23 protein-coding genes and 1 pseudogene are annotated in these 24,003 nt (G+C 66.7%); 18 read left to right on the top strand and 6 right to left on the bottom strand.

Annotated features, from left to right (window positions below):
• The first annotated feature begins 7 nt into the window (after positions 1 to 7).
• From AC1DDG_RS02790 to AC1DDG_RS02755, 8 genes are all read left to right on the top strand, one after another.
• The gene (locus AC1DDG_RS02790) at positions 8 to 706 is read left to right on the top strand and encodes a MarR family transcriptional regulator (RefSeq protein WP_476874867.1); all 699 of its coding nucleotides are present in this window, start codon (positions 8 to 10) and stop codon (positions 704 to 706) included.
• A complete protein-coding gene (locus AC1DDG_RS02785) occupies positions 703 to 1,239 on the top strand; it encodes a hypothetical protein (protein ID WP_476874866.1) in 537 nt (178 codons plus the stop codon). Before AC1DDG_RS02790 ends, AC1DDG_RS02785 begins: the two co-directional genes overlap by 4 nt.
• A gap of 25 nt (positions 1,240 to 1,264) precedes the next feature.
• Entirely contained in the window at positions 1,265 to 1,555 is a 291-nt protein-coding gene (locus AC1DDG_RS02780; RefSeq protein ID WP_230120591.1) for a YciI family protein, read from the top strand.
• Between the two features lie 37 nt (positions 1,556 to 1,592).
• The gene (ispG, locus tag AC1DDG_RS02775; RefSeq protein ID WP_230120589.1) at positions 1,593 to 2,759 is read left to right on the top strand and encodes a flavodoxin-dependent (E)-4-hydroxy-3-methylbut-2-enyl-diphosphate synthase; all 1,167 of its coding nucleotides are present in this window, start codon (positions 1,593 to 1,595) and stop codon (positions 2,757 to 2,759) included.
• Positions 2,722 to 3,609, top strand: a complete 888-nt coding sequence (locus AC1DDG_RS02770) for a GNAT family N-acetyltransferase (RefSeq protein ID WP_476875014.1) — start codon at positions 2,722 to 2,724, stop codon at positions 3,607 to 3,609. The genes ispG and AC1DDG_RS02770 overlap by 38 nt, the downstream gene beginning before the upstream one ends.
• Before the next feature lie 355 nt (positions 3,610 to 3,964).
• Positions 3,965 to 5,776, top strand: coding sequence for a proline--tRNA ligase (locus AC1DDG_RS02765; protein WP_476874865.1), 1,812 nt, complete (start codon positions 3,965 to 3,967; stop codon positions 5,774 to 5,776).
• Between the two features lie 18 nt (positions 5,777 to 5,794).
• Positions 5,795 to 6,589 (top strand): sulfite exporter TauE/SafE family protein, encoded by a 795-nt coding sequence (locus tag AC1DDG_RS02760; RefSeq protein WP_476874864.1) that lies wholly within the window; start codon positions 5,795 to 5,797, stop codon positions 6,587 to 6,589.
• 88 nt (positions 6,590 to 6,677) lie between these two features.
• A complete protein-coding gene (locus AC1DDG_RS02755; RefSeq protein WP_476874863.1) occupies positions 6,678 to 8,087 on the top strand; it encodes a pyridoxal phosphate-dependent decarboxylase family protein in 1,410 nt (469 codons plus the stop codon).
• Between the two features lie 18 nt (positions 8,088 to 8,105).
• Here the strand turns inward: AC1DDG_RS02755 and AC1DDG_RS02750 are convergent, their stop codons facing one another.
• The 3 genes from AC1DDG_RS02750 to AC1DDG_RS02740 are packed head-to-tail and all read right to left on the bottom strand — an operon-like array spanning position 8,106 to position 11,206.
• Positions 8,106 to 9,146: an aminoglycoside phosphotransferase family protein gene (locus AC1DDG_RS02750; protein ID WP_476874862.1), complete on the bottom strand. Its 1,041-nt coding sequence runs from the start codon at positions 9,144 to 9,146 to the stop codon at positions 8,106 to 8,108.
• Positions 9,147 to 9,191: 45 nt separating this feature from the next.
• Positions 9,192 to 9,935 (bottom strand): VIT1/CCC1 transporter family protein, encoded by a 744-nt coding sequence (locus tag AC1DDG_RS02745; RefSeq protein WP_476874861.1) that lies wholly within the window; start codon positions 9,933 to 9,935, stop codon positions 9,192 to 9,194.
• Positions 9,936 to 9,985: 50 nt separating this feature from the next.
• Positions 9,986 to 11,206 carry a ferritin-like domain-containing protein gene (locus AC1DDG_RS02740; RefSeq protein ID WP_476874860.1) on the bottom strand — a complete coding sequence of 407 codons (1,221 nt, stop codon included), beginning with the start codon at positions 11,204 to 11,206 and terminating at the stop codon, positions 9,986 to 9,988.
• 87 nt (positions 11,207 to 11,293) lie between these two features.
• Between AC1DDG_RS02740 and rimP the strand changes: the two genes are divergently transcribed.
• From rimP to rbfA, 5 genes and pseudogenes are all read left to right on the top strand, one after another.
• Positions 11,294 to 11,911: a ribosome maturation factor RimP gene (gene rimP, locus AC1DDG_RS02735; protein WP_230120576.1), complete on the top strand. Its 618-nt coding sequence runs from the start codon at positions 11,294 to 11,296 to the stop codon at positions 11,909 to 11,911.
• Positions 11,911 to 12,888, top strand: a complete 978-nt coding sequence (gene nusA, locus AC1DDG_RS02730; RefSeq protein WP_476874859.1) for a transcription termination factor NusA — start codon at positions 11,911 to 11,913, stop codon at positions 12,886 to 12,888. Before rimP ends, nusA begins: the two co-directional genes overlap by 1 nt.
• Before the next feature lie 218 nt (positions 12,889 to 13,106).
• On the top strand, positions 13,107 to 13,448 hold the full coding sequence (locus AC1DDG_RS02725; protein WP_476874858.1) for a YlxR family protein: 342 nt from the start codon (positions 13,107 to 13,109) through the stop codon (positions 13,446 to 13,448).
• Positions 13,449 to 13,600: 152 nt separating this feature from the next.
• The gene (gene infB / locus AC1DDG_RS02720) at positions 13,601 to 16,531 is read left to right on the top strand and encodes a translation initiation factor IF-2 (RefSeq protein WP_476874857.1); all 2,931 of its coding nucleotides are present in this window, start codon (positions 13,601 to 13,603) and stop codon (positions 16,529 to 16,531) included.
• 86 nt (positions 16,532 to 16,617) lie between these two features.
• Positions 16,618 to 16,944, top strand: a pseudogene (gene rbfA, locus AC1DDG_RS02715) (30S ribosome-binding factor RbfA); the annotation flags it as partial.
• Positions 16,945 to 17,000: 56 nt separating this feature from the next.
• Here the strand turns inward: rbfA and AC1DDG_RS02710 are convergent.
• On the bottom strand, positions 17,001 to 18,122 hold the full coding sequence (locus AC1DDG_RS02710) for a ScyD/ScyE family protein (RefSeq protein WP_476874856.1): 1,122 nt from the start codon (positions 18,120 to 18,122) through the stop codon (positions 17,001 to 17,003).
• A 175-nt stretch (positions 18,123 to 18,297) separates the two neighbouring features.
• Here AC1DDG_RS02710 and AC1DDG_RS02705 point away from each other — a divergent pair, with 175 nt between their 5' ends.
• Positions 18,298 to 18,783, top strand: coding sequence for a nucleoside deaminase (locus tag AC1DDG_RS02705; protein WP_476874855.1), 486 nt, complete (start codon positions 18,298 to 18,300; stop codon positions 18,781 to 18,783).
• A 15-nt stretch (positions 18,784 to 18,798) separates the two neighbouring features.
• Here AC1DDG_RS02705 and AC1DDG_RS02700 read toward each other — a convergent pair whose 3' ends face one another.
• The gene (locus tag AC1DDG_RS02700) at positions 18,799 to 20,004 is read right to left on the bottom strand and encodes a pyridoxal phosphate-dependent aminotransferase (protein WP_476874854.1); all 1,206 of its coding nucleotides are present in this window, start codon (positions 20,002 to 20,004) and stop codon (positions 18,799 to 18,801) included.
• A 114-nt stretch (positions 20,005 to 20,118) separates the two neighbouring features.
• On the opposite strand from AC1DDG_RS02700, the gene truB reads away from it, so the two are divergent.
• From truB to AC1DDG_RS02685, 3 genes are read left to right on the top strand one after another with little or no spacing between them, the layout of a single operon-like run.
• On the top strand, positions 20,119 to 21,054 hold the full coding sequence (gene truB, locus AC1DDG_RS02695; RefSeq protein WP_476874853.1) for a tRNA pseudouridine(55) synthase TruB: 936 nt from the start codon (positions 20,119 to 20,121) through the stop codon (positions 21,052 to 21,054).
• A 2-nt stretch (positions 21,055 to 21,056) separates the two neighbouring features.
• Positions 21,057 to 21,410 (top strand): hypothetical protein, encoded by a 354-nt coding sequence (locus tag AC1DDG_RS02690; protein WP_476874852.1) that lies wholly within the window; start codon positions 21,057 to 21,059, stop codon positions 21,408 to 21,410.
• 2 nt (positions 21,411 to 21,412) lie between these two features.
• Positions 21,413 to 21,865 carry a hypothetical protein gene (locus AC1DDG_RS02685; protein WP_476874851.1) on the top strand — a complete coding sequence of 151 codons (453 nt, stop codon included), beginning with the start codon at positions 21,413 to 21,415 and terminating at the stop codon, positions 21,863 to 21,865.
• Positions 21,866 to 21,913: 48 nt separating this feature from the next.
• On the opposite strand, the gene AC1DDG_RS02680 is transcribed toward AC1DDG_RS02685, so the two are convergent.
• The gene (locus AC1DDG_RS02680) at positions 21,914 to 22,756 is read right to left on the bottom strand and encodes a DUF937 domain-containing protein (protein WP_476874850.1); all 843 of its coding nucleotides are present in this window, start codon (positions 22,754 to 22,756) and stop codon (positions 21,914 to 21,916) included.
• 234 nt (positions 22,757 to 22,990) lie between these two features.
• On the opposite strand from AC1DDG_RS02680, the gene AC1DDG_RS02675 reads away from it, so the two are divergent.
• Positions 22,991 to 23,974 (top strand): bifunctional riboflavin kinase/FAD synthetase, encoded by a 984-nt coding sequence (locus tag AC1DDG_RS02675; protein ID WP_476874849.1) that lies wholly within the window; start codon positions 22,991 to 22,993, stop codon positions 23,972 to 23,974.
• The last annotated feature ends 29 nt before the right edge of the window (positions 23,975 to 24,003 follow it).

Below are 24,003 nucleotides of genomic sequence, written 5' to 3'. Positions count from 1 at the left end.
TTGAGCAATGTACGTCATGACAATCGACCAGCGGGGGAGCAGTACCGATATTGACCGGGTGCCCGAGCTGCTGGACGGACTGCGGCGGCTTTCCCGGGGCCGCTTTGAACGTTCAGTGGGGGATGAGATCCAGGGCGTCCTCGACATGCCGGCCGACGTGGTGGAGGTGGCCCTCTCCGCGCTCCGCAGCGGCCGCTGGTATGTGGGGATCGGCATCGGCCCAGTGAATGAGCCGCAGCCGGTCAGTCCCCGGGAGGGATCGGGGGCCGCCTTCGTGGCGGCACGACAGGCCGTGGACCGTGCCAAAGCTGCCGCCAGCCACGTTCCGGTGGCGGTGGTGTCGGGCGGTGTCCGGCGCGGTACGGCGGCCGCGGGCGATGCGGAAGCCGGAGCCAGGGCGTGCGCCAATGCAGAAGCTGTTTTGCGCCTCGTGGGGAGGCTCATCAGGGAACGGACTGAGGCCCAGTGGCGGGTGGTAGACGCGCTCCGGGCCAAAAACGGACGCGATCCCGGCCGCCACGGACAGCAGAAGCAGGTTGCCCAGGAACTGGGAATCAGCGAACAGTCGGTGAGCCGGGCCATCATCCGGTCCGGATGGCAGGAAGAATGGGCGGCGAGACCGGCGGTGGAAATGCTGCTGGCCACCGCCCATGGGCTGATCCTTGACGCGTCCGGCCCGGAAGCACCCAACCGAGGAGAACGGTGAACGCACTCTGGATCACACTGGCCCTGGTGGCGGCAGGGTTCGTGGGCTGGCCCGTGACGGCACTGGTGTTCAGGCTCGCCCGGACTATCGACGACAAGGCGGATGCCACCGCTGGCACGGCAGGCAACGCCGACGATCCTTCGGCCGATGTGACGGTGGACCCCGGGACCACCGGGGATCCCCAGGACGCCGCGGATTCCAAAAGCACGGCAGATTCCAAAGGCACGGGCGCCGGCAACACGGTGGACGGCGACATTACGGTCACCCGGGAAACATCACCGGAGCCGCCCGCAACGCGGATCCTGCGCGGCGGAGCCATCATCGGAGTGCTTGAGCGGCTGGCCGTCTGCCTGGCCATCCTGACGGGTCAGCCCGTGGCCATTGCCTACGTGGTGGCCATCAAGGGCCTGGGGCGCTTCGCTGAACTCAAGGAGACCCCCGTGGCCGCGGAGCGCTTCATCATCGGGACCCTCACCTCCATGCTCTGGGCAGCGGGTGTCGCGGCCTTTACGAAGGTGGTGCTCCTCGGGTAGGGCGGCCGCGGGATAGGGTATCTGTATGACTGTTTTCGCTGTTGAGTACGTATACGATGCCGAGTCCGCGGATGTCCGTGCCGCCACCCGCCCGTCGCACCGCGAATGGACCGCAGGGCTGGCCGAGGAGGGCGTGCTCCTCGCGAGCGGCCCTTACGGTGACGGCGCCGGTGCCCTGCTCATCTTCAAAGCCGCCGACGAGAACGCGCTGAACGACATCCTCAAGCAGGACCCCTTCGCCGCCGCCGGCGTCATCTCCGGCACACGCACCACGGAATGGGCTCCGGTGACCGGCCTCCTGGCCGACCACGCCTAGCCCTTCCCGCTAATTTTCTTCGATACAAGGAGTCCACGTGACCTCGGTCAGCCTGGGAATGCCATCCGCACCGCCCCCCGTCCTTGCTCCCCGCCGCAAGACACGGCAGATCAAAGTCGGCTCGGTGGGCGTCGGGTCCGATTCGCCCGTCAGTGTGCAGTCGATGACCACCACGCCCACCACGGACATCAACGCCACCCTGCAGCAGATCGCCGAGCTGACGGCGTCCGGCTGCGACATCGTCCGGGTTGCCTGCCCGTCAGCGGATGACGCCGAAGCCCTCCCGATCATCGCCAGGAAGTCCCAGATCCCGGTCATCGCCGACATCCACTTCCAGCCGAAGTACGTCTTCGCGGCCATCGAAGCCGGCTGCGCCGCCGTGCGCGTCAACCCCGGCAACATCCGGAAGTTCGATGACCAGATCAAGGAAATCGCCAAGGCAGCCAAGGACCACGGCACTTCCATCCGCATAGGTGTCAACGCCGGATCGCTGGAGCCGGGCATCCTGAAGAAGTACGGCAAAGCCACCCCGGAAGCCCTGGTTGAGTCCGCGGTGTGGGAAGCGTCCCTGTTCGAGGAGCACGGTTTCCACGACTTCAAGATCTCGGTCAAGCACAACGACCCGGTCATCATGGTGGCGGCGTACGAGATGCTCGCCGAGAAGGGGGACTGGCCGCTGCACCTTGGCGTGACCGAGGCAGGCCCCGCGTTCCAGGGCACCATCAAGTCGGCCACGGCCTTCGGGGCCCTGCTCTCACGCGGCATCGGTGACACCATCCGTGTCTCCCTGTCCGCCCCGCCGGTCGAGGAGATCAAGGTGGGCAACCAGATTCTGCAGTCCTTGAACCTGCGTCCGCGCAAGCTGGAAATTGTGTCCTGCCCGTCCTGCGGCCGTGCCCAGGTGGACGTCTACACCCTGGCCGAACAGGTGACCGCCGGACTTGAAGGCATGGAAATCCCGCTGCGCGTAGCTGTCATGGGCTGCGTGGTCAACGGACCGGGCGAAGCACGCGAAGCTGACCTGGGAGTTGCGTCCGGCAACGGCAAGGGCCAGATTTTTGTGAAGGGTGAGGTCATCAAGACTGTCCCTGAGAGCCAGATTGTTGAGACACTGATCGAAGAGGCCATGCGTATCGCGGAAGAGATGGGGGAGGCCGATGGCGAAGATGCTGTCAAGGGTGGCCCCGTGGTTAGCGTCTCATAAAGACGGAGCCGCTCCGGACCGTGTGACCGTGCGGGCACTGGGTGCTGCGGATACGGCCGGGTTGCGCGAGTTGGCCGCTGCTGATCCCGTGGCGAATGTCTTCATCCTGGCGCACCTGGAATCTACGGGCACGGCCGCCCCGACTCCAGGGGGCGCCAGTGTTCTGGGCGTTTTCGACGACGGTTTGCTGGTTGGTGCCTGCTGGGCCGGCGCCAACCTGGTGCCGGTCCAGCTCGCGCCCGCGCTCACCGGGGCGGTGGCTGCCGCGGCGCACCGCTCCGGCCGGAGGTTTGCGTCCATCTTCGGTCCGGCGCACACAGTGCTTGCCTTGCACGATCACCTGGAGCAATTGGGACATGTGGCGCACGAAGTGCGCCCGGACCAGCCCCTCATGACCATTGCCGGTCCGCCGGCCGTGGAACCCAACTGGCAGCTGGGGTTCGGCCAATACGCTGACTTCGACACCATTCTCCCGGCCTGCGCGGCGATGTTCGAGGAGGAAGTGGGCTATTCGCCGTACCTGGGAGGCCGGGACTTCTATAGCCGCCGGGTCGCGGGACTGATCCGACAGGGGCACTCCCTGGTTCACCTCAGCGACGGCGAAGTGGTGTTCAAAGCCGAGCTTGGCGCCGTGACCACCGACGTGACGCAGGTGCAGGGGGTGTGGATGAACCCCAGCTACCGCGGACTGGGCTTGAGCGCCGGGTACATGGCTGCCGTGGTGCTGCTCGCCCAGAAAATGGCGCCGGTCACCAGCCTCTATGTCAACGACTACAACTCCCGCGCCCGCGCCACCTACGAGCGCGTAGGCTTCCGCCAGGTCGGGACTTTCGCCACGGTGCTTTTCTAAGGCCAGTGCTTTTCTAAGGCCAGGCTTTTCTAATGCCAGTGCATTTCTGAGCCCGGTGCTTTTTCTGAGACCGGGCTTGAAATGGGTGACCGCCATCACATAGGTTCTACCTGACCGTGCCTTCGGGTGCGGATGGTCTCAGAGAATTGGCGGCATGACCGGCCGCGGAGCCACGCCGCCACAGGGATGACCAGCCGGAGACGGCCAGGGGCTTCCGCTGTGGGGCGTGGCTCTTCTGCGGCAGCTCCCGCCGGGAAGCGCCTGTTGGCGGAGCGCGCGGAAGCCCCGGCGCCGCCTTGCCGGTAGATTAGTACCCAGACAATCAGCACTTTCCCCCAGAAACGGATACTGACCCGTGGTCCTTAGACTCTCCAAGCTATTCCTGCGCACGCTGCGTGAAGATCCCGCCGACGCCGAGGTGGCCAGCCACAGGCTGCTCGTGCGCGCCGGATACATCCGCCGTGCCGCGCCGGGTATCTACACGTGGCTGCCCCTGGGGCTGAGCGTGCTGCGCAGGGTGGAACAGGTAATCCGCGAGGAGATGACCGCCATCGGCGCCCAGGAAGTCCACTTCCCGGCCCTGCTCCCCAAGGAACCCTACGAGGCCACGAACCGCTGGACCGAGTACGGCGAGGGCATCTTCCGGCTCAAGGACCGCAAGGGCGGGGACTACCTGCTGGCTCCCACCCATGAGGAGATGTTCACCCTGCTGGTCAAGGATTTGTACTCCTCGTACAAGGACCTTCCGCTGAGCATCTACCAGATCCAGAACAAGTACCGCGACGAAGCACGTCCCCGTGCCGGCCTGCTGCGCGGCCGCGAGTTCATCATGAAGGATTCGTACTCCTTCGACGTCGACGACGCCGGCCTGGACGCGAGCTACAACGCGCACCGCGGCGCCTACCTGAAGATCTTCGAGCGCCTTGGCCTCGAGGTTGTTCCGGTGGCAGCCACGGCAGGTGCCATGGGCGGTTCCCGGAGCGAGGAGTTCCTGCACCCCACCGAGATCGGCGAAGACACGTTCGTGCGCTCCGCCGGCGGCTATGCGGCGAACGTGGAGGCCGTGACCACCGTGGTTCCCGCCGAGATCGACTTCACCAACGCTCCGGCGGCCGAAATAAGGGACACGCCGAATACCCCGACCATCGACACCCTCGTGGCCGCTGCCAACGAGCTCGCTCCCCGGAGCGAGGCCGACGGCGGCGATTGGACGGCCGCTGACACGTTGAAGAACGTGGTCCTCGCCGTGACGCTGCCGACGGGTGAGCGCCAGATCGTGGTCATCGGTGTCCCCGGCGACCGTGGCGTCGACCTGAAGCGCGTTGAGGCGAACATCGGCGCTTTCCTGCCAGTGGCCGGCGAAATTACGGTGGAGGCGGCGGGCGAAGAAGACCTCGCCAAGAACCCGCTCATCGTCAGGGGCTACCTTGGTCCGTGGATGTCCCTGGACACGCCGCTGCTCGGCACGGAGGGCGCATCCAGGCTCCTCTACCTCGTGGACCCGCGCATCGTCAGCGGCACGTCATGGGTGACCGGTGCCAACATGGCCGGCAAGCACGTGTTCGGCCTCGTGGCTGGCAGGGACTTCGGCTGGGACGGTGTGATCGAGTGCACCGAAGTTCGCGCAGGCGACGAAGCCCCGGACGGCTCGGGCCCGCTTGAGACCGCCCGTGGCATCGAGATGGGGCACATTTTCCAGCTCGGCCGCAAGTACGCGGAAGCGCTTGAGCTGAAGGTCCTGGATCAGAACGGCAAGCAGGTGGTGGTGACCATGGGTTCCTACGGCGTGGGCGTGACCCGTGCCGTGGCTGCCCTCGCGGAATCCAATCATGATGCCCGAGGGCTGGTCTGGCCGCGGGCAGTGGCTCCGGCCGACGTCCATGTCGTGGCCGTGGGCCGCGGCGAGGAGATCTTCGCCGCGGCGGAGCAGCTCGCCTCGGAACTCGAGGCCGCCGGCCTCGAGGTTATTTACGATGACCGCCCCAAGGTCTCCCCGGGCGTCAAGTTCGGCGACGCTGAGCTCATTGGCGTGCCCACCATCCTCGCCGTCGGCAAGGGACTTGTGGACGGCGTTGTAGAGATCAAGGACCGCCGCAGTGGCGAGGCGGAGAACGTTGCAGTGGACAAGGCTGTTGACTTCGTGGTCAACGCCGTCCGCAACAACTGACCGCCCGAAGCCGCCAGAGTGGTCTCGGGTTTCGAATCGATCCAGCTCGCCACTGTGATCCTGATAGTGGTGGCCGGCTTCGCTGCCGGCTGGGTGGACGCGGTGGTGGGCGGCGGCGGGCTGCTGCAGCTTCCTGCGCTGCTGCTCGTTCCGGGGATCACCCCGGTGCAGGCCCTCGCCACCAACAAGATGGGTTCCATCTTCGGCACCAGCACCAGCGCCGTCACCTACTACGGCCGGGTCCGGCCTGACCTGAGGACTGCGCTGCCCATGGCGGCCATTGCTCTGGCCGGCAGCTTCGGCGGGGCCTTGCTGGCTGCCCGGCTGCCGGCCGAGGTGTTCAAGCCGATCATCGTGGTGGCGCTGGTCGCCGTCGCTCTGTTTACGGCGTTAAGGCCGGACGCCGGGCACCTGACGGTCCTCAGGCACGACGGCGGCACCCACTATGTGGTGGCCTGCACCATCGGTGCCGTGATCGGCTTCTATGACGGATTGATCGGCCCGGGCACGGGCTCGTTCCTGGTGATCGCACTGGTCTCGGCGATGGGATACGCGTTCCTTGAGGCAAGCGCCAAGGCGAAGATCGTCAACATGGCCACGAACGCCGGTGCGCTGTTGTTCTTCCTGCCGCACGGCTCCCTGCTCTGGGGGGTCGGCCTGGTGCTGGGTCTGGCAAACATGGCCGGCGGCTATTTGGGGGCGCGCACGGCGGTGAAGCAGGGGAGCCGGTTCGTGCGCCTCGTCTTCCTCGCGGTGGTGGGCGCCCTGATCATCAAACTCGGCTTCGACGTCTGGCAGGAAAACTTTGCCTGACCCTTCGCTTGAGGGGGAGTTCCCGGCCCGACAGAATCTGGTGGGAGCCCCCTCGTAACAACCCCCGGGGTCGGCGTAGCATGCATCTATGTCAGCGGGTGCGGAGCCCTACCAGGAAGCCCTTGCGGCGGCCGTGCGCCATGCCACCCAGTGGCTCGCAAGCCAGCCGACCCGCCCCGTGGGTCCGCGGCGGGCGGCCCGGGAGTTGGCCGCAGCATTCGGCGGCGAGCTGCCGCAGGCCGGCATGCCTCCGGCGGACGTGGTGGACTACCTCGCCAGCCATGCGGAACCCGGGCTCATGGCCATGCCGTCGGGCCGCTTCTTCGGCTGGGTCATCGGTGGCACCCTGCCGGCCGCAATGGCGGCGGACTGGCTTGTCAGCTCATGGGACCAAAACGCGGTCCTCCGCTATGCCACCCCCGCCATGGCGGCCATCGAGGAAGCAGCAGGAGGCTGGCTGCTGCAGTTGCTGGGCCTGCCGGAGGACTCCGACGTCGGCTTCGTCACCGGAGCCACCATGGCCAACTTCACGGGTCTGGCGGCCGCACGCTGGCGGCTGCTCAAAGACGCCGGCTGGAACCTGGACCGCGATGGGCTCTTCGGCGCGCCGCGGATCCACTGCCTCGTGGGGGAGGAGCGGCACGAGACGATCGACCTCGCCCTGCGCTATCTGGGCCTGGGCAGTCCAACCGTGGTGGCGTCCGACGACCAGGGGCGCATCGATGCCGCGGAGCTGGACTGTGCCCTTGACCGTGCGCTGAGCTCGGGCCCGGCTCCGGTGCTGGTGTGCCTGCAGGCCGGCAACCTGCACTCGGGCGCCTTCGACCCCTTCGCCGCGGCGATCGCAGTGTCCAAGGCGCACCGCGCGTGGGTGCACGTGGACGGGGCATTCGGGCTTTGGGCCGCTGCCGTCCCCGAGTTCGCCGGGCTGACGGCAGGGCTCGGACGGGCCGACTCGTGGGCCACAGATGCCCACAAGAGCCTCAATGTCCCCTATGACTGCGGCGTCGCCGTCGTCAAGGACGCGCAGGCACTGCGCAGCGCCATGGGGCTGAACGCGAGCTACCTCGTCCAGGATGCGGATGGTGCTGGTGATCCCAGCCAGAAGGTTCCGGAGCTTTCGCGCAGGGCCAGGGGTGTGCCGGTGTGGGCCGCGCTGAAGTCACTCGGCCGGGATGGCGTGGCCGAGCAGATCCGCCGCCTCGCGGCCTCCGCGGCCCGGCTCGCGGAAAAGCTTGCGGTGCTTGACGGCGTGGAAGTGCTGAACGACGTCGGCTATACGCAGATTTCCGTCGCTTTCGGTGACGACGCCACCACCCGTGAGGTGGCGGCGAGGCTCATAGCAGACGGCACGGTGTGGATGTCCGGTTCGCGCTGGCACGGCAGGGAGGTGCTGCGGATCTCCGTCAGTAACTGGACCACCGACGCCGCCGACGTCACCACGGCAGCCGAGGCGGTCCGGGCGGCCCTCGAAGGCGTCCGGACCGGCGCCCGCTGACCGCCGGGCCGAAGGCCCTTATGCCGGATTCGTCTGCCCGGCTGCCCGCCCGGGTTCAGGCAGCGTGCGCGGATCAGGGAGCCCGTCCAGGGTGCGTCCCGCCAGCGTGCTGGCAACCCACAGCGACCGGGCCAGATCTCCGCCGTGGTCCCGCTTCGAGGCGTAGTGGAGGGCGTTGTCAACCTCCCGCGCGAGGCTCCACTGCCGGGCTGCTTCGTCGTCAAGCCCGGCCGCCGTGCTGAAATCGCGGCACCGTGCCCGCAGGCCTGCCGCGGGATCCACGGCGGGCAGGTCAGCCATCCGGTTCCACAGCACGGGGGCCACCGCGAACTCCGCCTCGCCCACCATCGGCTGCGGATCGATGGCCGCGAAATTACGGTGTCCAGGCTTCTCCGTGGCGCCGGGGCGGGCCAGGACGTTGAGGAAGTGGAAGTCGGTGTTGACCAGCACGTCGGCTCCTGAGCGGCGGCCCACGGCACCCCTGGTCTGGCACACCTCCAGCGCAGCCTCAAGGAGCCAACGGGGAAAAGGCCTCCCCAGCTGCTCCCATTCGGCCGGCAGATCGTCGCTCCATTGCTCGGCCCGGGCGGCCACGTGCAGAAACTCCCGCCATTGCGGCTGACCGTCCGGAACGAGGCTCAGTTCCCGCATGAGCCCGCCCCACACCTCGACGGCGACGTCCATTGGCTGGGTCTGGAGCGACCGGCCGGAGTCCAGGCGCTCCAGCAGCATGGAGCAGGTTCCTGCATCGGAAGCGAGCAGGCGGACGGCTCCCCGCCCGTTCCACAGGGCCAGGGCATGCCGTTCCACGACCGCCTCGTCGTGGGGGAAGGCAACCTTCAGGGCTGCACGTGTGCCGCCCGCAAGCACCGGCACCACAATCCCGCCGTGGCCGCTCCAAGGGAACGTTCCCGGCATAAGGTCCAGGTCGAGCTCCCACTGCTCCATGCGGCTGCGGATCAGGTCGGGGAGGGAAGCAAGCCATGCCCGGCCGACACTGCTGCTGGAGTAGCGGCGCGCCAAATCGGGCGGAACGGGAACGGCTGGTGGCTGGCTCATCGGTTCCAGCGTAGTTGACCGGGCTGTCGCAGCCCTGGAATTGCGCTAGACGATCCCGCTGGCTCCGAGCAGGTTGCCCAGGGCGAATGTCGCCGCCAGGGCAAGTCCGCCGCCCACCACCACGCGAACAGCGGCACGCACCCTGGATCCGCCGCCGATCCAGGCTCCCAGGGCGCCGGTCAGGGCCAGAGCCACCAGTACGGCGCCGAAGGTCACGGCAACGCGGATGTTTTCAGGCGGCAGCAGGATGGCGAGCATCGGCAGGATCGCGCCCAGGGTGAATGCTATGGCCGAGGCAAACGCAGCGTGCCACGGGCTCACAATGTCCTGTTCATCGATATTCAGTTCCGCGGACAGGTGCGCTGCCAGCGCATCATGTGCGGTGAGCTCCAGGGCGACGTTCTGCGCCGTTTCCTCACTGAGGCCCTTGCTCCGGTAGATGGCCGCCAGTTCGAGCAGCTCCTCCTCGGGCTCTTCGGCAAGTTCCCGGCGCTCCTTTTCGATCAGCGCCTTCTGGCTGTCGCTTTGGCTGCTGACAGATACGTATTCGCCAAGCGCCATGGACACCGCGCCGCCCACCAGCCCCGCGGCACCGGCCGCAAGAATGGGGCCGTGCTCGCTGGTCGCACCGGCTACGCCCACCACAATCGCGGCGACCGACACGATGCCGTCGTTCGCGCCGAGGACACCGGCGCGAAGCCAGTTCAGCCGGTGGACAATGTCGTTGTTGTGGGGCTCGCCTTGGTGGTGTCCGTCGTGGGGCAATCCTGCAACGTCCGCTGACTCCATCTCTCCAGCAAACCACCAGGGCGTCCCTGCTGCCAGAGTCCAGCCGGATATTAAGACGGTGAGGACAGGTCCGCATGCGGCGAGGGCGCAGCTTCCGGCAGTACGGGGAGCTGGGAGGTGTCCAGCACGAGGCCGGGTACAGGGCCGGGATCGGACCCCCAGCCGATGGAACTCTGCGTGGCCGCAAGGAGCGAGGCAATGGCCCATTTTCTGGTGGGGCCTTCACTCAGTGCGACGAGATCGCCGTAGACAGGGAGCGCTCCCGCTTCCAGGCTGGCCAGTCCGGCGGCGGGGTTTTTCAGGAAGGAGGCATCGAGCGTGTAGCCCGGCTCCCGGGGCGGGATCTGGGCACAGTGCAGGCGGCTGTGCGTCTCTGCTTCGTCCACGCGTGCCTCGTGGCTGGTCAACAGGACCTTGGCCCGTTGTGTCGCCTGGCCAGCGAGTCGAGTGAGCGCAACCTGGTAGCCGTAGACGGTCTCTACCTCGGTGCGGACAGTCCTTTGCAGCGCATCCGCCAGGCTCGCTGCGCTGGACGCCGTCGCGGGGCCGGAAGCCGTCGCGGCGCCTGGCGCGGCGCCTGGGGCCGGCGCCCCGGAGGCCGTCCCCGGTTCCGCAGAGGCCGTACCTGGCGAACCCGACGCACTGTCGCCTGGGCCTGCGCCTGGGCACGTGACCGTGGAATTGGCCAGCGGAGCGGGCGGGGCAGGAAGTGCAGGCACCGGCGTTCCGGAGGCCTGGGCAAGAGCCGCCGCCTGGAGCAGCTGTGCGGTGCCGACCGCGGACAAAAGGCGGGCCATCCCGCCGTCGGCCGTTTCCGCATGGGTGAGGCGCTTCCGCCCACTGGCAGAGAGCCCGGCCACCAGTGCTGGGACTGTCGCGGGCGCCGCGGCAGCCGCAGCTGCGGTTCCGGATCCAGACGCCGAAGGCGCGGCGGAAGCAGCGGCGGTGGCCTCGTCGGAGGGCAGAATCAGTGCGCGGGCCTGGGTAGTCAGCAAAGTCACAGTCCGCGAATAAATCTGGCGCTGGGCGCCGGAAGCGTCCTCCGCGAGCTGCAGGCTGACTGCCCGCAACCGCATGGTTTCAGCCAGGGCGGAGGCCCGTGCCTGCTCGGAAAAAGGGGGTGCGGCCGGGCGCTGGGCTTCCCGCGGAATCAGGGCAAATCCGAGGCTGAGAACCAGGAACGCGGTGAAGGCGGCCCGGGCGAACCGGAAATGGCTGGCCGGCCGGCTTCTTTCCCTGGTGTCGTCTTTCACAACAGACCATGTTGTCACGGCCGCAGGGAACTCCGTGCACCAAGGCGGCCGGAAAATGGCTACGCTAGTACTCACAACATCATCTATCGGGAGGCGGCCGGCATCGTGAGCAATGCAGAAGCCACGACTTCATCAGACCGGACCGACGCGGGAAAGTCTGAGCCCGCGGCTGTCCACAATCCCGAGGCTGAACGCCTCCGGTCTTTGCTTGAGCCCGCGGTCCAGGCACACAGGCTGTACTTGGAGGATGTTGCCATCAACATCGCAGGCTCCAACCGCGTTGTCCACGTAGTGGTGGACCTGCCGCAGGAAGAAACGGGCGGGGTCAGCCTGGATGTCATTGCAGACATCTCCAGGGAACTCTCCGACATCCTGGACAACGATCCCAGCACGGACAGCCGCCCGTACGACCTTGAAGTTTCGTCGCCCGGCGTGGGGCGTCCCCTGACCGAGCCCCGGCACTGGCACCGCGCCCGCGGCCGGATGGTGAACGTTAACGTCATCCAGGGCGAAAACGTCACGGGCAGGATCCAGTCAGTGGACGACTCCGGCGTGACCCTGGTCCCCGAAATTGCCGTGAAAAAGGGCATGAAGCCGAAGCAAGGCGATCCCGTAAAACTTCCTTTCGACAAGATCCGCAGCGGAAAAGTCGAAATTGAGTTCAGCCACCTCGACGAGGCCGGTCTGGAAAATGAGCACAATGGACCTTCTGAGGAGGCCTGATGGATATTGACATGAGCGCACTGAGACTCCTGGAGCGTGAGCGCGAAATCCCGCTGGATCTCCTCATTCCCACGATCGAGCAGGCACTGCTGGTTGCCTACCACAAGTCTCCGGGGGCCTTCGAGAAGGCCCGCGCTGAACTCGACCGCAAGAGCGGCCACGTGACCATCTGGGCCACCGAGATCGATGACGACGGCATGCCCATCGGCGAGTTCGAGGACACTCCTGCGGGCTTCGGCCGCATCGCGGCAAGCACCGCCCGCCAGATCATCCTCCAGCGCCTGCGCGACGTCGAGGACGACAACGTCCTGGGCGAGTTCAAGGGCCGCGAAGGAGAGCTCGTGGCCGGGCTGATCCAGCAGGGCAACAACCCACACATGATCCAGGTCAACCTGGGAACGGTCGAGGCTCTGCTTCCGCCGCCCGAGCAGGTTCCGGGGGAGAAGTACATCCACGGAAACCGACTCCGTGCCTTCGTCATTGACGTCCACCGCGGCACCAAGGGCCCGTCCATCACGCTGTCCCGCTCCCACCCGGGCCTCGTGCGGAAGCTCTTCGAACTTGAGGTTCCGGAGATCGCCGACCACTCGGTGGAGATCGTTGCCCTGGCCCGTGAGGCCGGGCACCGCACCAAGATCGCAGTGAAGGCCAACACCTCCGGCATCAATGCCAAGGGCGCCTGCATCGGCGAAATGGGTTCCCGCGTCCGGGCAGTCATGACCGAGCTGAATGACGAAAAGATCGACATCGTCGACTTCAGCGAGGATCCGGCAACGTTCATCGCCAGCGCCCTGTCACCGTCGCGTGTGAATTCCGTCACCATCACCGACGAAACCACCCGCTCCGCCCGCGTCGTGGTGCCGGACTACCAGCTGTCGCTGGCCATCGGCAAGGAGGGCCAGAACGCCCGCCTCGCCGCCAAGCTGACGGGCTGGCGGATCGACATCGTTTCTGACGCCGCGGCGCCGCGCGGCTAGAAGAACGTTTTCGCAGTTCGGCCCAGGCTGAACCGGCACCCGAACTGCCTGCCATGGCGGCGGGCAGTTTCGGGTCATTGGCCCCCAAGGGGCTAGAATAGAACATGACCGCGCCTAGCAGCCGGCATCAGTGTGTCTGTTTGTGCCCACGTTTCTGCCCGATGGCAGCAGCTGGCCCCCGGGCAGGCAGATAAGTACAGGCAGGAAGATACTCGACAGTGGCAGCAGTGCAACACCTCGGGAATCAGCCGCAACGTACCTGCATCGGATGCCGGAAGAAAGGGTCGCGGTCTGAGTTACTCCGGCTCGTTTCCGACGCCGGCGGATCATCCGCCGTCGCTGTGGATGAACGACGCCGGATGGCTGGCAGGGGTGCATGGCTGCACCCCAGCGAAGCGTGCCTGGCCCTGGCGGTCAAGCGGCGTGCGTTCGGAAGGGCCCTTAACGGCGCGACCGGAACCGCCGCCGTCGAACGCCGGATAACGGCAGGAACGCTAGCTGCGGACGCCCCGGCGGCTGCAGCAACAACCGTCCAACCTGAAAGCGGGTCAGAAAACTGATGGAAACCCGATGAGTTCCCAGCGATGAGTGCGCAACGATGACAACTTTGTTGCGCTCTGCAATGGACCTTTCAGCTGCACTCGCGGCGGAGGTCCGCAGTAAGAAGTAGACGGTTCGTGCCTGGCTCGGTGCGGACCGAGACAGGAGAAATGTGGCCAAGGTCCGCGTACATGAGCTTGCTAAAGAGCTCGGTATTACTTCCAAAGATGCAGTAACCAAACTGCAGGAACTGGGCGAATTTGTTCGCTCCGCCTCTTCCACCATTGAGGCCCCCGTCGTGCGGAAACTCCGCAACGCCTTCCCGGCTGCGGCCGCTTCCAAGACCGAAGCACCCGCAACCGCTCCCAAAGCTCCCGCCGCGGCAGGAGAATCACGCCCCGCCCCGGCTCCCGGTCCCGCTGCCCCCAAGGCTCAGGCACCTGCCCCGGCACCGGCCCCCGCACAGGTACCTCAGGCGGAAGCTCCGGCGGCGCCTGCAGCGCCCGCTGCTCCCGCTGCCGCAGCACCTTCGGCCGCCGCCCCCGCAGCTCCCTCGACGGGCGCCAAGCCCGGAGCGCGCCCGGCACCCAAGGCTGAAGCGCCGGCTGCGCCCGCAGCACGACAGGGCGGCTCGGCACCTCGACCGGGCGGTCCCCGTCCCGGCAACAACCCGTTCGCGACGTCCCAGGGCATGCCCCGCGGCCGTGGCGGCGACGGAGACCGTCCGTCGCGCCCGGGCAACAACCCGTTCGCACCTTCGCAGGGCATGCCGCGTCCCGGTGGCAGCCGCACTGACGGCGACCGCCCCGGCGGTCCGCGTCCCGCGGCAGGTGCCGGCGGTCCCCGTCCGGGCGCTCCGCGTACCGGTGGTGCTCCGGGCGGTCCCCGTCCCGGTGCTCCGCGTACCGGTGGTGCTCCGGGCAGTCCCCGCCCCGCAGGTGCCGGCGGAAACCGTCCTACTCCGGGCATGATGCCCAACCGCACTGAGCGTCCGGCACCGGCTGGTGCAGGACGTCCCGGTGGCGGCGGCCGCGGTCCGGGCCGTCCAGGCGGCGCTCCCGGAACCGGTGCTCCCGGTGCAGGCGGCGGCGCTCCGGCCGGCGGTGGCTTCGGTAAGGGTGGCCGCGGTCGCGGCGGAACCCAGGGTGCCTTCGGTAAGGGCGGCGCAGGCCGCGGCAAACAGCGCAAGTCGAAGCGCGCAAAGCGCCAGGAACTTGAGCAGATGAGCGCCCCGTCGCTGGGTGGCGTGAGCGTACCCCGCGGCGACGGCAACACCGTAGTGCGGCTTCGCCGTGGCTCGTCCATCACGGACTTCGCTGACAAGATCGAGGCGAACCCCGCCGCACTGGTGACCGTGCTCTTCCACCTCGGTGAAATGGCAACGGCAACCCAGTCGCTGGATGAGGAAACCTTTGCACTGCTTGGCGAGGAGCTTGGCTACAAGCTCCAGGTCGTTTCGCCGGAGGATGAGGAGCGCGAGCTGCTCTCCACCTTCGACATCGACTTCGACGCCGAACTGGAAGCCGAAGGCGACGAAGACCTCGAGGCACGTCCTCCGGTTGTCACTGTCATGGGCCACGTCGACCACGGTAAAACCCGACTGCTCGATGCCATCCGCAAGTCCGACGTTATGGCGGGCGAGCACGGCGGCATTACGCAGCACATTGGTGCCTACCAGGTCACGCACACCCACGAAGGCGAAGACCGCAAGATCACCTTCATCGATACCCCGGGCCACGAGGCGTTCACCGCCATGCGTGCCCGTGGTGCGAAGGTCACCGACATCGCCATCCTGGTGGTCGCAGCGGACGACGGCGTTATGCCGCAGACCGTTGAAGCCCTCAACCACGCGCAGGCAGCCAACGTGCCGATCGTTGTCGCTGTGAACAAGATCGATAAGGAAGGCGCCAACCCGGACAAGGTCCGTGGCCAGCTGACCGAATACGGCCTGGTTCCGGAAGAATACGGTGGCGACACCATGTTCGTTGAGGTCTCTGCCCGCCAGAACCTCAACATCGACGAGCTGCTCGAGGCTGTCCTGCTGACCGCAGACGCAGCCCTGGACATGCGCGCCAACCCGAACAAGGACGCCCGCGGCATCGCGATCGAAGCCAACCTCGACAAGGGCCGCGGTTCCGTGGCAACTGTCCTGGTGCAGTCCGGTAGCCTGCGCGTCGGCGACACGATCGTGGCCGGTACGGCCCACGGCCGTGTCCGTGCGATGTTCGACGACGACGGCAGCGCCCTGACCGAGGCCGGCCCGTCCCGCCCCGTCCAGGTGCTGGGTCTGTCCAACGTGCCGCGCGCCGGTGACACCTTCTTCGTGACAGCTGACGAGCGCACAGCCCGCCAGATCGCCGAGAAGCGTGAAGCTGCCGACCGCAACGCTGCCCTGGCCAAGCGCCGCAAGCGCATCAGTCTGGAAGACTTCGACCAGGCCGTCGCCGAAGGCAAGATCGACACCCTCAACCTCATCCTCAAGGGTGACGTGTCCGGTGCCGTGGAAGCCCTCGAAGACGCGCTGCTCAAGATCGACGTCGGCGAGGGCGTCCAGCTCCGCGTTATCCACCGCGGTGTCGGTGCGATCACGCAGAACGACGTCAACCTGGCAACGGTCGACAGCGCCGTCATCATCGGCTTCAACGTCAAGCCCGCAGAACGGGTTGCCGAACTGGCAGACCGTGAAGGCGTGGACATGCGCTTCTACTCCGTCATCTACGCAGCAATCGATGACATTGAGCTGGCTCTTAAGGGCATGCTCAAGCCGGAGTACGAAGAGGTCCAGCTTGGCACCGCCGAGGTCCGCGAGGTGTTCCGTTCTTCCAAGTTCGGCAACATTGCCGGTTCCATCGTTCGCTCGGGCATTATCCGACGCAACTCGAAGGCCCGCATCAGCCGCGCCGGCAAGATCATCGGCGACAACCTCACCGTTGAGACGCTCAAGCGCTTCAAGGACGACGCCACCGAGGTCCGCACGGACTTCGAGTGTGGTATCGGTCTTGGCTCGGACGGGTTGCGATCTGCGATCGCAACCCGTCCGGCTCCGRCAGGCCCGATGCCACTCCCAGGCCGCCGGAAAAACTCCAACGGGAGTCCGTCGTAGACTCGCCCTAGGCGCGTGGCAATAAACCAACGAGAGTACGTCAGCTGCTATCGCGCCGTCGTACATCCAAATATTTAGGAGTGGAAATGGCTGATCCGGCACGCGCTGCCAAGTTGGCGCAGCGGATTAAGGTTGTTGTTGCAGAGGCTTTGGGCCGGAAGGTGAAGGATCCGCGGCTTGAGGGCATTACTGTTACCGATGCGCGTGTGACCAATGACCTGCAGCATGCCACCGTCTACTACACGGTGTTCGGTGACCAGGCCGTGCAGGCGGATGCGGCCAAGGGGCTGGAGAAGGCCAAGGGCGTGCTGCGGCAGGAAGTGGGCCGGAATATCACCGTCCGGCTGACGCCTACGCTCGAGTTCGTCGCGGACCAGATCCCCGTGAACGCCTCCAACCTTGCACCACTTTTGTCATATGGAGGTTGTGTGCCCGCCAGGAGTTCCCCGGCGTTTGCCTGGCGCCGGTTTCAGCCGTCTGAATCGTGCTCCAGGGGCACGGACACGACCCGCCCTTCGGGTGCCTTGTTCGGTTCCGGGAGGGAATTGACGGTGGCGTAGAGGGTGTCACCCCTGACATCCACGTCTGCGGCGAGCGTTGCCGGCAGCACCACGTGTTCCTTGCCGGAGTGGGCAGAAAGCCGGAGCACGCCCTCGCCAAACAGAGACGCCACATAGACGTTGCCCTCATCGTCCATGTCCAGCCCGGTGGGGGACATCACGTCGTCGGCAAACATCTTGACGCGGCCGCTGTGCGGGTTGATCTTGAACACTGCGCCGCGGGCACCAAGGGCCGGGTCCTCCGGTCCGCCGGGAAGCGATGTCACGTACAGCCAGCCGTCCGGTCCCCGTTTGACGTCGGTGGGTACCGGCTCGAAGTTGTAGGTTTGGCCGGACACGCAGCCTGGCAAGCCCACAGCCTTTGCCTCCGCGGCGGTGAAGCGGTGCGGCCGGGGCGGCAGGACAGCCACTGTTTCGGTCTCGCCGGTCCTCACATCAACCGAGACGATGCTGTTGGCGCCGGCATCGGCCACGTAGATGGTGTCCCCATAGACTTCGATCCCGTAGGGATGGGAGTCCACATGTCCCTTGTAGGAAGCTTCCACTTGCGGTGGCAGCTGTGCCGCGCAGGCGGTGGGAAGGCTCCGGAACCCGTAGGAGTTGCCGGCGTCGGCGTTTTCTTTCGTTTCGAGGGCGGCCAGATCGCCTACGGTACGCTGCTTTCCGTCCGCATCTATGCTGCGGAGGTGACCGGCCAGCGCAATATTTCCTCCGGCGCCGGCCCCTTGGCTTTCAGCGAAATAGATGGTCTTGCCGCGGCGGTCGCTGCCCGCGACATCCCAGGCGCTCTTTTCGTAGAGTTTGGTGCGGCTTCCGTTCCGGCCGATCTGCGTTAGTCTGCCGGCGAATTCTTCGCTGACCAGGACGGAGCCGTCATGTCCGTCGCTGATGTGGAGGGGGCTCAGCAGGCCCTTGGCCAGCACGGCGGGTGCCGGCGTCTTCGGGTCCGGGGCAGCCTGTGCTGCCGGAGCGAAGCACAGAAGGAGCGAGGCGGCGGCGAAGGCTGCCGTACGTGATCTTTGCTTTTTCATGCTGTCTCCAACGTCAATGGTGATCATCCAGAGCATTGAGACCGTTAGTGGGCCGGAAAGACCCGTTCCCCCTGACGCGCGCAGTCTAGTCCCGCTGGTCCGGAGCTGTCGATGGGCGCGGGAGACCATCCCTGCAGGCGGGGGGAAATTGGGCGCATCTGGCTATGATCAGATCATGCTTGCGCAACCTTCAGCGGCAGATGTCCGTGAGTACCTGACTCAGGCGGTAGCCCTCGCCGAGAGGAACGTGGCCGCCGGGGGCGGACCCTTCGGCGCGCTGGTGGTCACCCCTGACGGGACGGTCCATGAAGGAGTAAACCGGGTCACCCGGGACAACGATCCTACCGCCCACGCTGAAGTGGTTGCCATCCGGACCGCGGCGGCGGAGTCAGGCAGTTTCGATCTCGGCGGCGCGGTCCTCTATGCCAGCTGTGAACCGTGTCCGCTCTGCCTCGCTGCTGCGCTGTGGGCGCGAATCGACCGTGTGTACTATGCCGCAGACCGACACGGCGCGGCGGCCGCGGGGTTCGACGATGCAGTTTTCTACGAGTATTTCGCCGGTACCCGCCCGGAACTGCTGCCGGTCAGCCACACCCCGGTTCCGACGTCGGGCGTCCCCTTCGACGCTTGGCGCAACAACACTGAACGCACCGATTACTGACGCCGGTGACCGGCCCTAGCTGCTGATGGGTTCTTGTCCCCGCGCGGAATACCTGTTGCCACCGTTGTGCTCCCGTTCCGGAAGCCGGCTGACGCCCTCCACGAGTTCAGCTTGGCTGCCGCACAGCGCGATCCGGATCCAACCCTCGCCAATAGACCCGAAGGCGGTTCCGGGCGCAAACGAGACGCCGGAATCGGCGAGGAAGCGCCGGACCCAGCCCCGGACATCGCCGCCGCTTAGATGTGACACATCCGCCCACAGGTAGAAGGCCCCCTGCGCATTGAGGAACCGGATGCCTTTGGAGCGCAGGATGGCGGAGGCCGCATCCCGGTTGGCGCGGTAGTGTTCCCGCGCGTGCGCCACGTAGTCCTGCGGGCCGGTGAGTGCGGCCAGGGCCGCATACTGCGACGGCGAGGCAACGCAGGAGACGATAGCCTCCATCACGTTGTTCATCCGCTGCTCCAGACCGGGCGGGCAGACGAGGGCCCCTATCCGGAGTCCGGTCAGGCCGTAGGTTTTGGACAGCGTAAGGGACGTGAATACTCTCGCTTCGCCGGGAACACTGCTGTCAAAGCGCGCCGGGCTGACGTGGGGTACATCGTAGGTGAAGGCCTCATAGCATTCGTCCGAAATGATCCAGAGGTCATGCCTTCGGGCCAATTCCACGAGCTCGCGGGTCAGATCCTCGCCCAGAACCGCGCCGAGGGGGTTCGACGGCGAATTGAGCATGAGAACGCGTGTCCGGTCCGTGATGAGCGCTTCCACATCCTCGATCCGGGGCTGGAAGTCGTGCTCGGGGTAGAGGGGATACCTGACAGGGACGGCATTGACCAGCTGGCTGGTCATGGCGAAGGTGGGATAGCCGGGATTGGGGATCAGGATTTCGTCGCCCGGGCCGAGGAGGATGCTCATGGCCAGGTGCAGACCCTGCTGGGCGCCGTCAACCACGTATACCCGGTCGGCTCCGATGCCGGTGCCGGACTCCTCGCGGAATCTGTCAGCGAAGGCTTCCCGGAGGGCGGGGATTCCGGCGTTGGGAGTGTAGTTCGTTTCGTCCCGGTCCAGGCAGGCGATTCCAGCGTCCAGGACATGCCGGGGGAGCGGGAACCCGGGTTCGCCGATGCTCAGCACCACAGCGCCGGGGGTGCGCCAGGCCGCCTCGGTGATTTCGCGGATCTGGTTGACGGGAACATCGCTGATGTGCGGCGCAAGCTCAGGCATGACTGCCATCCTAGCCCTGGCGCACCGGCCGGCGCACCGGCTGGCAGGCCGGCCGGAAGGTCGGCAGGGCGGGGCCGGACCGGGCTGGCCGGCCGCCCCGATATACTGGGAGGCGTGCTTTCTGGACTGGTAATAGTGGACAAGCCGCAGGGATGGACCAGCCACGATGTGGTTGGACGGATGCGGCGGATCGCCGGTACCCGGAAAGTGGGCCACGCCGGAACGCTGGATCCCATGGCCACCGGCGTGCTCGTGGTCGGAATCAACAAGGCCACGCGGCTCCTTACCTACATCGTGGGGACCTCCAAGACCTACACGGCAACCATCCGGCTCGGCGAATCCACCGTCACGGACGACGCCGAGGGCGAGGTCGTGGCCACTGTGAGTGCCGCTGCTGCCACGGAGGACGCCATCCGGGCCGGGATCGCAGCGCTGACCGGCGAGATCCAGCAGGTGCCCAGCAGCGTCAGCGCCATCAAGGTCAACGGAGAGCGCGCCTATGCCCGCGTCAGGTCGGGTGAAGACGTAAAGCTCGCCGCCAGGGCCGTGACCATCCACCGCTTCGAGGTGCATGGAATGCGCCGCGAGCGGGGCGGGGACGTGGTGGACATTGACGTCACCGTCGAATGCTCGTCCGGGACGTATATCCGTGCCCTGGCCCGCGACCTGGGCGGTTCACTGGGCGTCGGCGGCCATCTGACGGCGTTGCGCCGGACCCACGTGGGGCCGTACTCGCTGGACCAGGCCCGGACGCTCGAGCAGCTCGCCGAGGAACTCGAAATCCTGGAAATGTCCGAAGCGGCCCGGGCCCTCATGCCCAACCGGGAACTGAGCGCGGAGGAAACCACCGAGATATCGTTCGGCCGCCGGATCGCTGCGGGAGCCCCTGCGGGCTCCGCGGAAGCGGCCACCGCGGACCGTCCGGCGGCCGCGTTCGCCCCCGACGGATCACTCGTGGCCTTGCTCGCTGACACGGGCAGCTTCGCCAAGCCGGTGCTCGTATTCGCGCCCGGAACCGGCGGTTCGCCCACCAGTGAGCAGGCCGGTTAGCCTTGGACGCATATTTCTACATCATCCTGGGCGTCGGACTCCTCTCCACCGTCATCTGCGCGGTGGCGGGAATCCTGAAGAAAGCCCCCAACGATGTCACTATTCTGTCGGTGGGCGCCGTGGAGTTGTCGCTGCTGGTGTACCTCGTCGGTTCGATCGTCCGGGTTATTGCGGGGGAACAGATCGCAGGCGAGGCCTGGGAATTCTGGGGCTATCTCGTCACCGCCCTCATGCTGCCCGTCGCCGCCGTGTACTGGTCCATCCTGGAACGGACCCGCTGGAGCAACTTTGTCCTTGCCGCCGTCGGCGTGACCGCCCTGGTCATGGCCGCGCGAATGAACCAGATCTGGTACTGAAAGTGGAAGAAGCACACAACGTGACCGCAACACCCAAGACCGCCGCAAGCCTCCGGAACACGCGCAACACAGGCCCGGGACGGCTGCTCATCGCGGTGTATGCCGTGTTCGCCATTTCAGCCACAGCGCGGGCCGGCTACCAGATTCTCACCAAGTTCTCCGAGGCGCCGCTGGCCTACGTGCTGTCTGCCTTCGCAGCCCTCGTCTATGTCGTGGCCACGGTGTCGCTCGCCAAGCCGGGCCGGACCTGGTTCCGCGTCTCGGTCATCGCCGTGCTCGTGGAACTGGTCGGAGTGATCGTCGTCGGCGCGCTGAGCGTGTTTGACGCCGTCCAGTTTCCCCACGAGACGGTGTGGTCCCTGTTTGGCCGCGGCTACGCCTTCATCCCGCTGATCCTTCCGGTGCTGGGCCTGGTCTGGCTCTACCGCAGGCGGCCATCCGCGCCGGCCGCCTAGCTGCACCTCACCTGGCGGCACCACACCCGGCAGTACTGCACCGCCGCATTACTTCTTGCCGAACAGGTCTCCGAGGATCCCGCCGAGGCCGCCGTCGTTGTTCGTTGACGGCTGCCCGGATGTCGACTGATCCGGCTGGTCCTCGCCCGGCAGATCAACGTCAATGACCTCGCCCGGCGTGACGGAACGCTGCGCCGGTTCGCCCTCCGTGCCAGTGGCCGGCTCGGCGCGCTGCACGGGCTCAGGCGGCTGTGTCGGCTCGGGCTGGTCCGAAGCCGGGACCGGGTTTGGCTGGGACTGCTGTTGCCGGCCTCCGCCCAGAATGCCGCCGAGGATATCGCCCAGGCCTCCTTGTCCAGGGCCGCCCGCGCCGGCAGCGCCACCCAGAATGCCACCCAGGATGCTGCCCAGATCGATCCCGCCCGCCCCGCCGGAGGCCTCCCCGCCAGGCAGCGGGGACCGGCCGGCACCCTGCTGGGCGCCGCCAAGGATTTTCTTCGCCAGGTAGGACATGACAATCGGCGCGAGAATCGGAAGGAGTTTGCGGACGAGGTCCCCGCCCACGCCGCCGCCCAGGTTTGCGGCACCAGCCAGCTGGTTTGCCACCTGGTCCTGCTGGCCGCCAAAGACATGGCTCACGATTTTTTCGCCGTCGTCGGTGTTTACCTGGGTGGCGTCCACTCCGCCGTCGGCGGGTCCGTTCCGGTGCTGCGCCAGCGCCGATTCCAGGGACGCCGCGCCGCCCGGAGCCTGCGCATTGTTTTGCATGCCGGCAAGGAGCGTGGGGACGGCGGCCTCCACGGCGGCCTGCGCGGTGGCGGTATCGGTGCCGAGCAGGGTTGCGATCTGGTCCACCGGGATCTGCCCCAGAAGCTCATGGATGTCAGTCAATGGATACTCCTTCTGGCCCGCTGAGCGCTCGGGCGTCATGGGAAGCGGCACAAGCTTGCGTCGCCGGACAGCTGCCTTTGCATCCTAGTCCGGGACTCCGGGGCGCGGTAGGTTCTGCCGAACCGCGGCGCCGCGGGCGTCCATGACCTGCAGCGATTGCAGGTAATCTTAGAGAGTTCCGGCGCCTTTGAGGCGCCCGGACGGGTTCCTGTAAGGCAGTAAAAGGCGAGGTTGATGGTTCACATCTGGAACGATCCGACCGAAGTCCCCGACGACTTTGGTCCCTCCGTTGTCACTATCGGCAACTTCGACGGAGTCCACCGCGGGCACCAGCAGGTGCTGTCCCAGCTGATCCGGACGGCCAGGCTGAACAGGGCAAAGTCCGTGGCCGTGACGTTCGATCCCCACCCGGCGCAGGTCCACCGGCCGGAGGCCGCACCTGAGCTCATCATGGGCCTGCAGGACAAACTCCAGGCGCTGGGAGAGCTGGGCCTGGACGCGGTGCTGGTCATGAAGTACTCGCTGGAGCTTGCCAGCCTCACTCCCGACGAATTCGTCGGAACGGTTCTTGTTGACAGCCTCCACGCCAGCCACGTGGTCATCGGCCATGACACCCGCTTCGGGCGGGGCAATTCCGGTGACCTGAACACCATGCGCGAGCTGGGGGAGAAGTTCGGCTTCGAAGTCCTGGTCATCAGTGAATTCGGTTCCGAGGGTTTTCCCCTCCACGACGACGGCGGCACTGACCGCCGCTGTTCGTCCACCTGGGTGCGTGAAGCGTTGAACGGCGGCGACGTTGCCACGGCGGCCGCCGTGCTCGGACGCCCGCACCAGATGCGCGGTGAAGTGGTCCACGGGGCGGCCCGCGGCCGCGTGCTCGGTTTTCCCACTGCCAACCTCTCCCATGACGCCAGCGGCTTCATCCCGGCGGACGGCATCTACGCCGGCTGGCTGGTGGACCAAGGTGGCACCCGGTGGCCGGCCGCTATTTCGGTCGGCTCCAACCCGACCTTCGACGGCGTCAGCCGCCAGGTTGAGGCCCACGTCATCGACCGCCCGGAAGAGTCCGCAGACGACTTCAATCTGTACGGCCAGACAGTAGTGGTGGAGTTTGTCGCCCGGCTCCGGGGCATGGTGGCATACCGTGGGCCGGAAGCCCTCGTGGAGCAGATGCGCCAGGACGTCGTGCAGACCCACGACCTCCTCCTCAAGCGCTGATTTGTCGGCCCCACACAGTACTGGCAAGG

This window comes from Arthrobacter sp. 10L430 (assembly GCF_056395245.1).
Note: the sequence above shows the minus strand (reverse complement) of the source record. Positions and strands in the feature narration are given on the sequence as shown.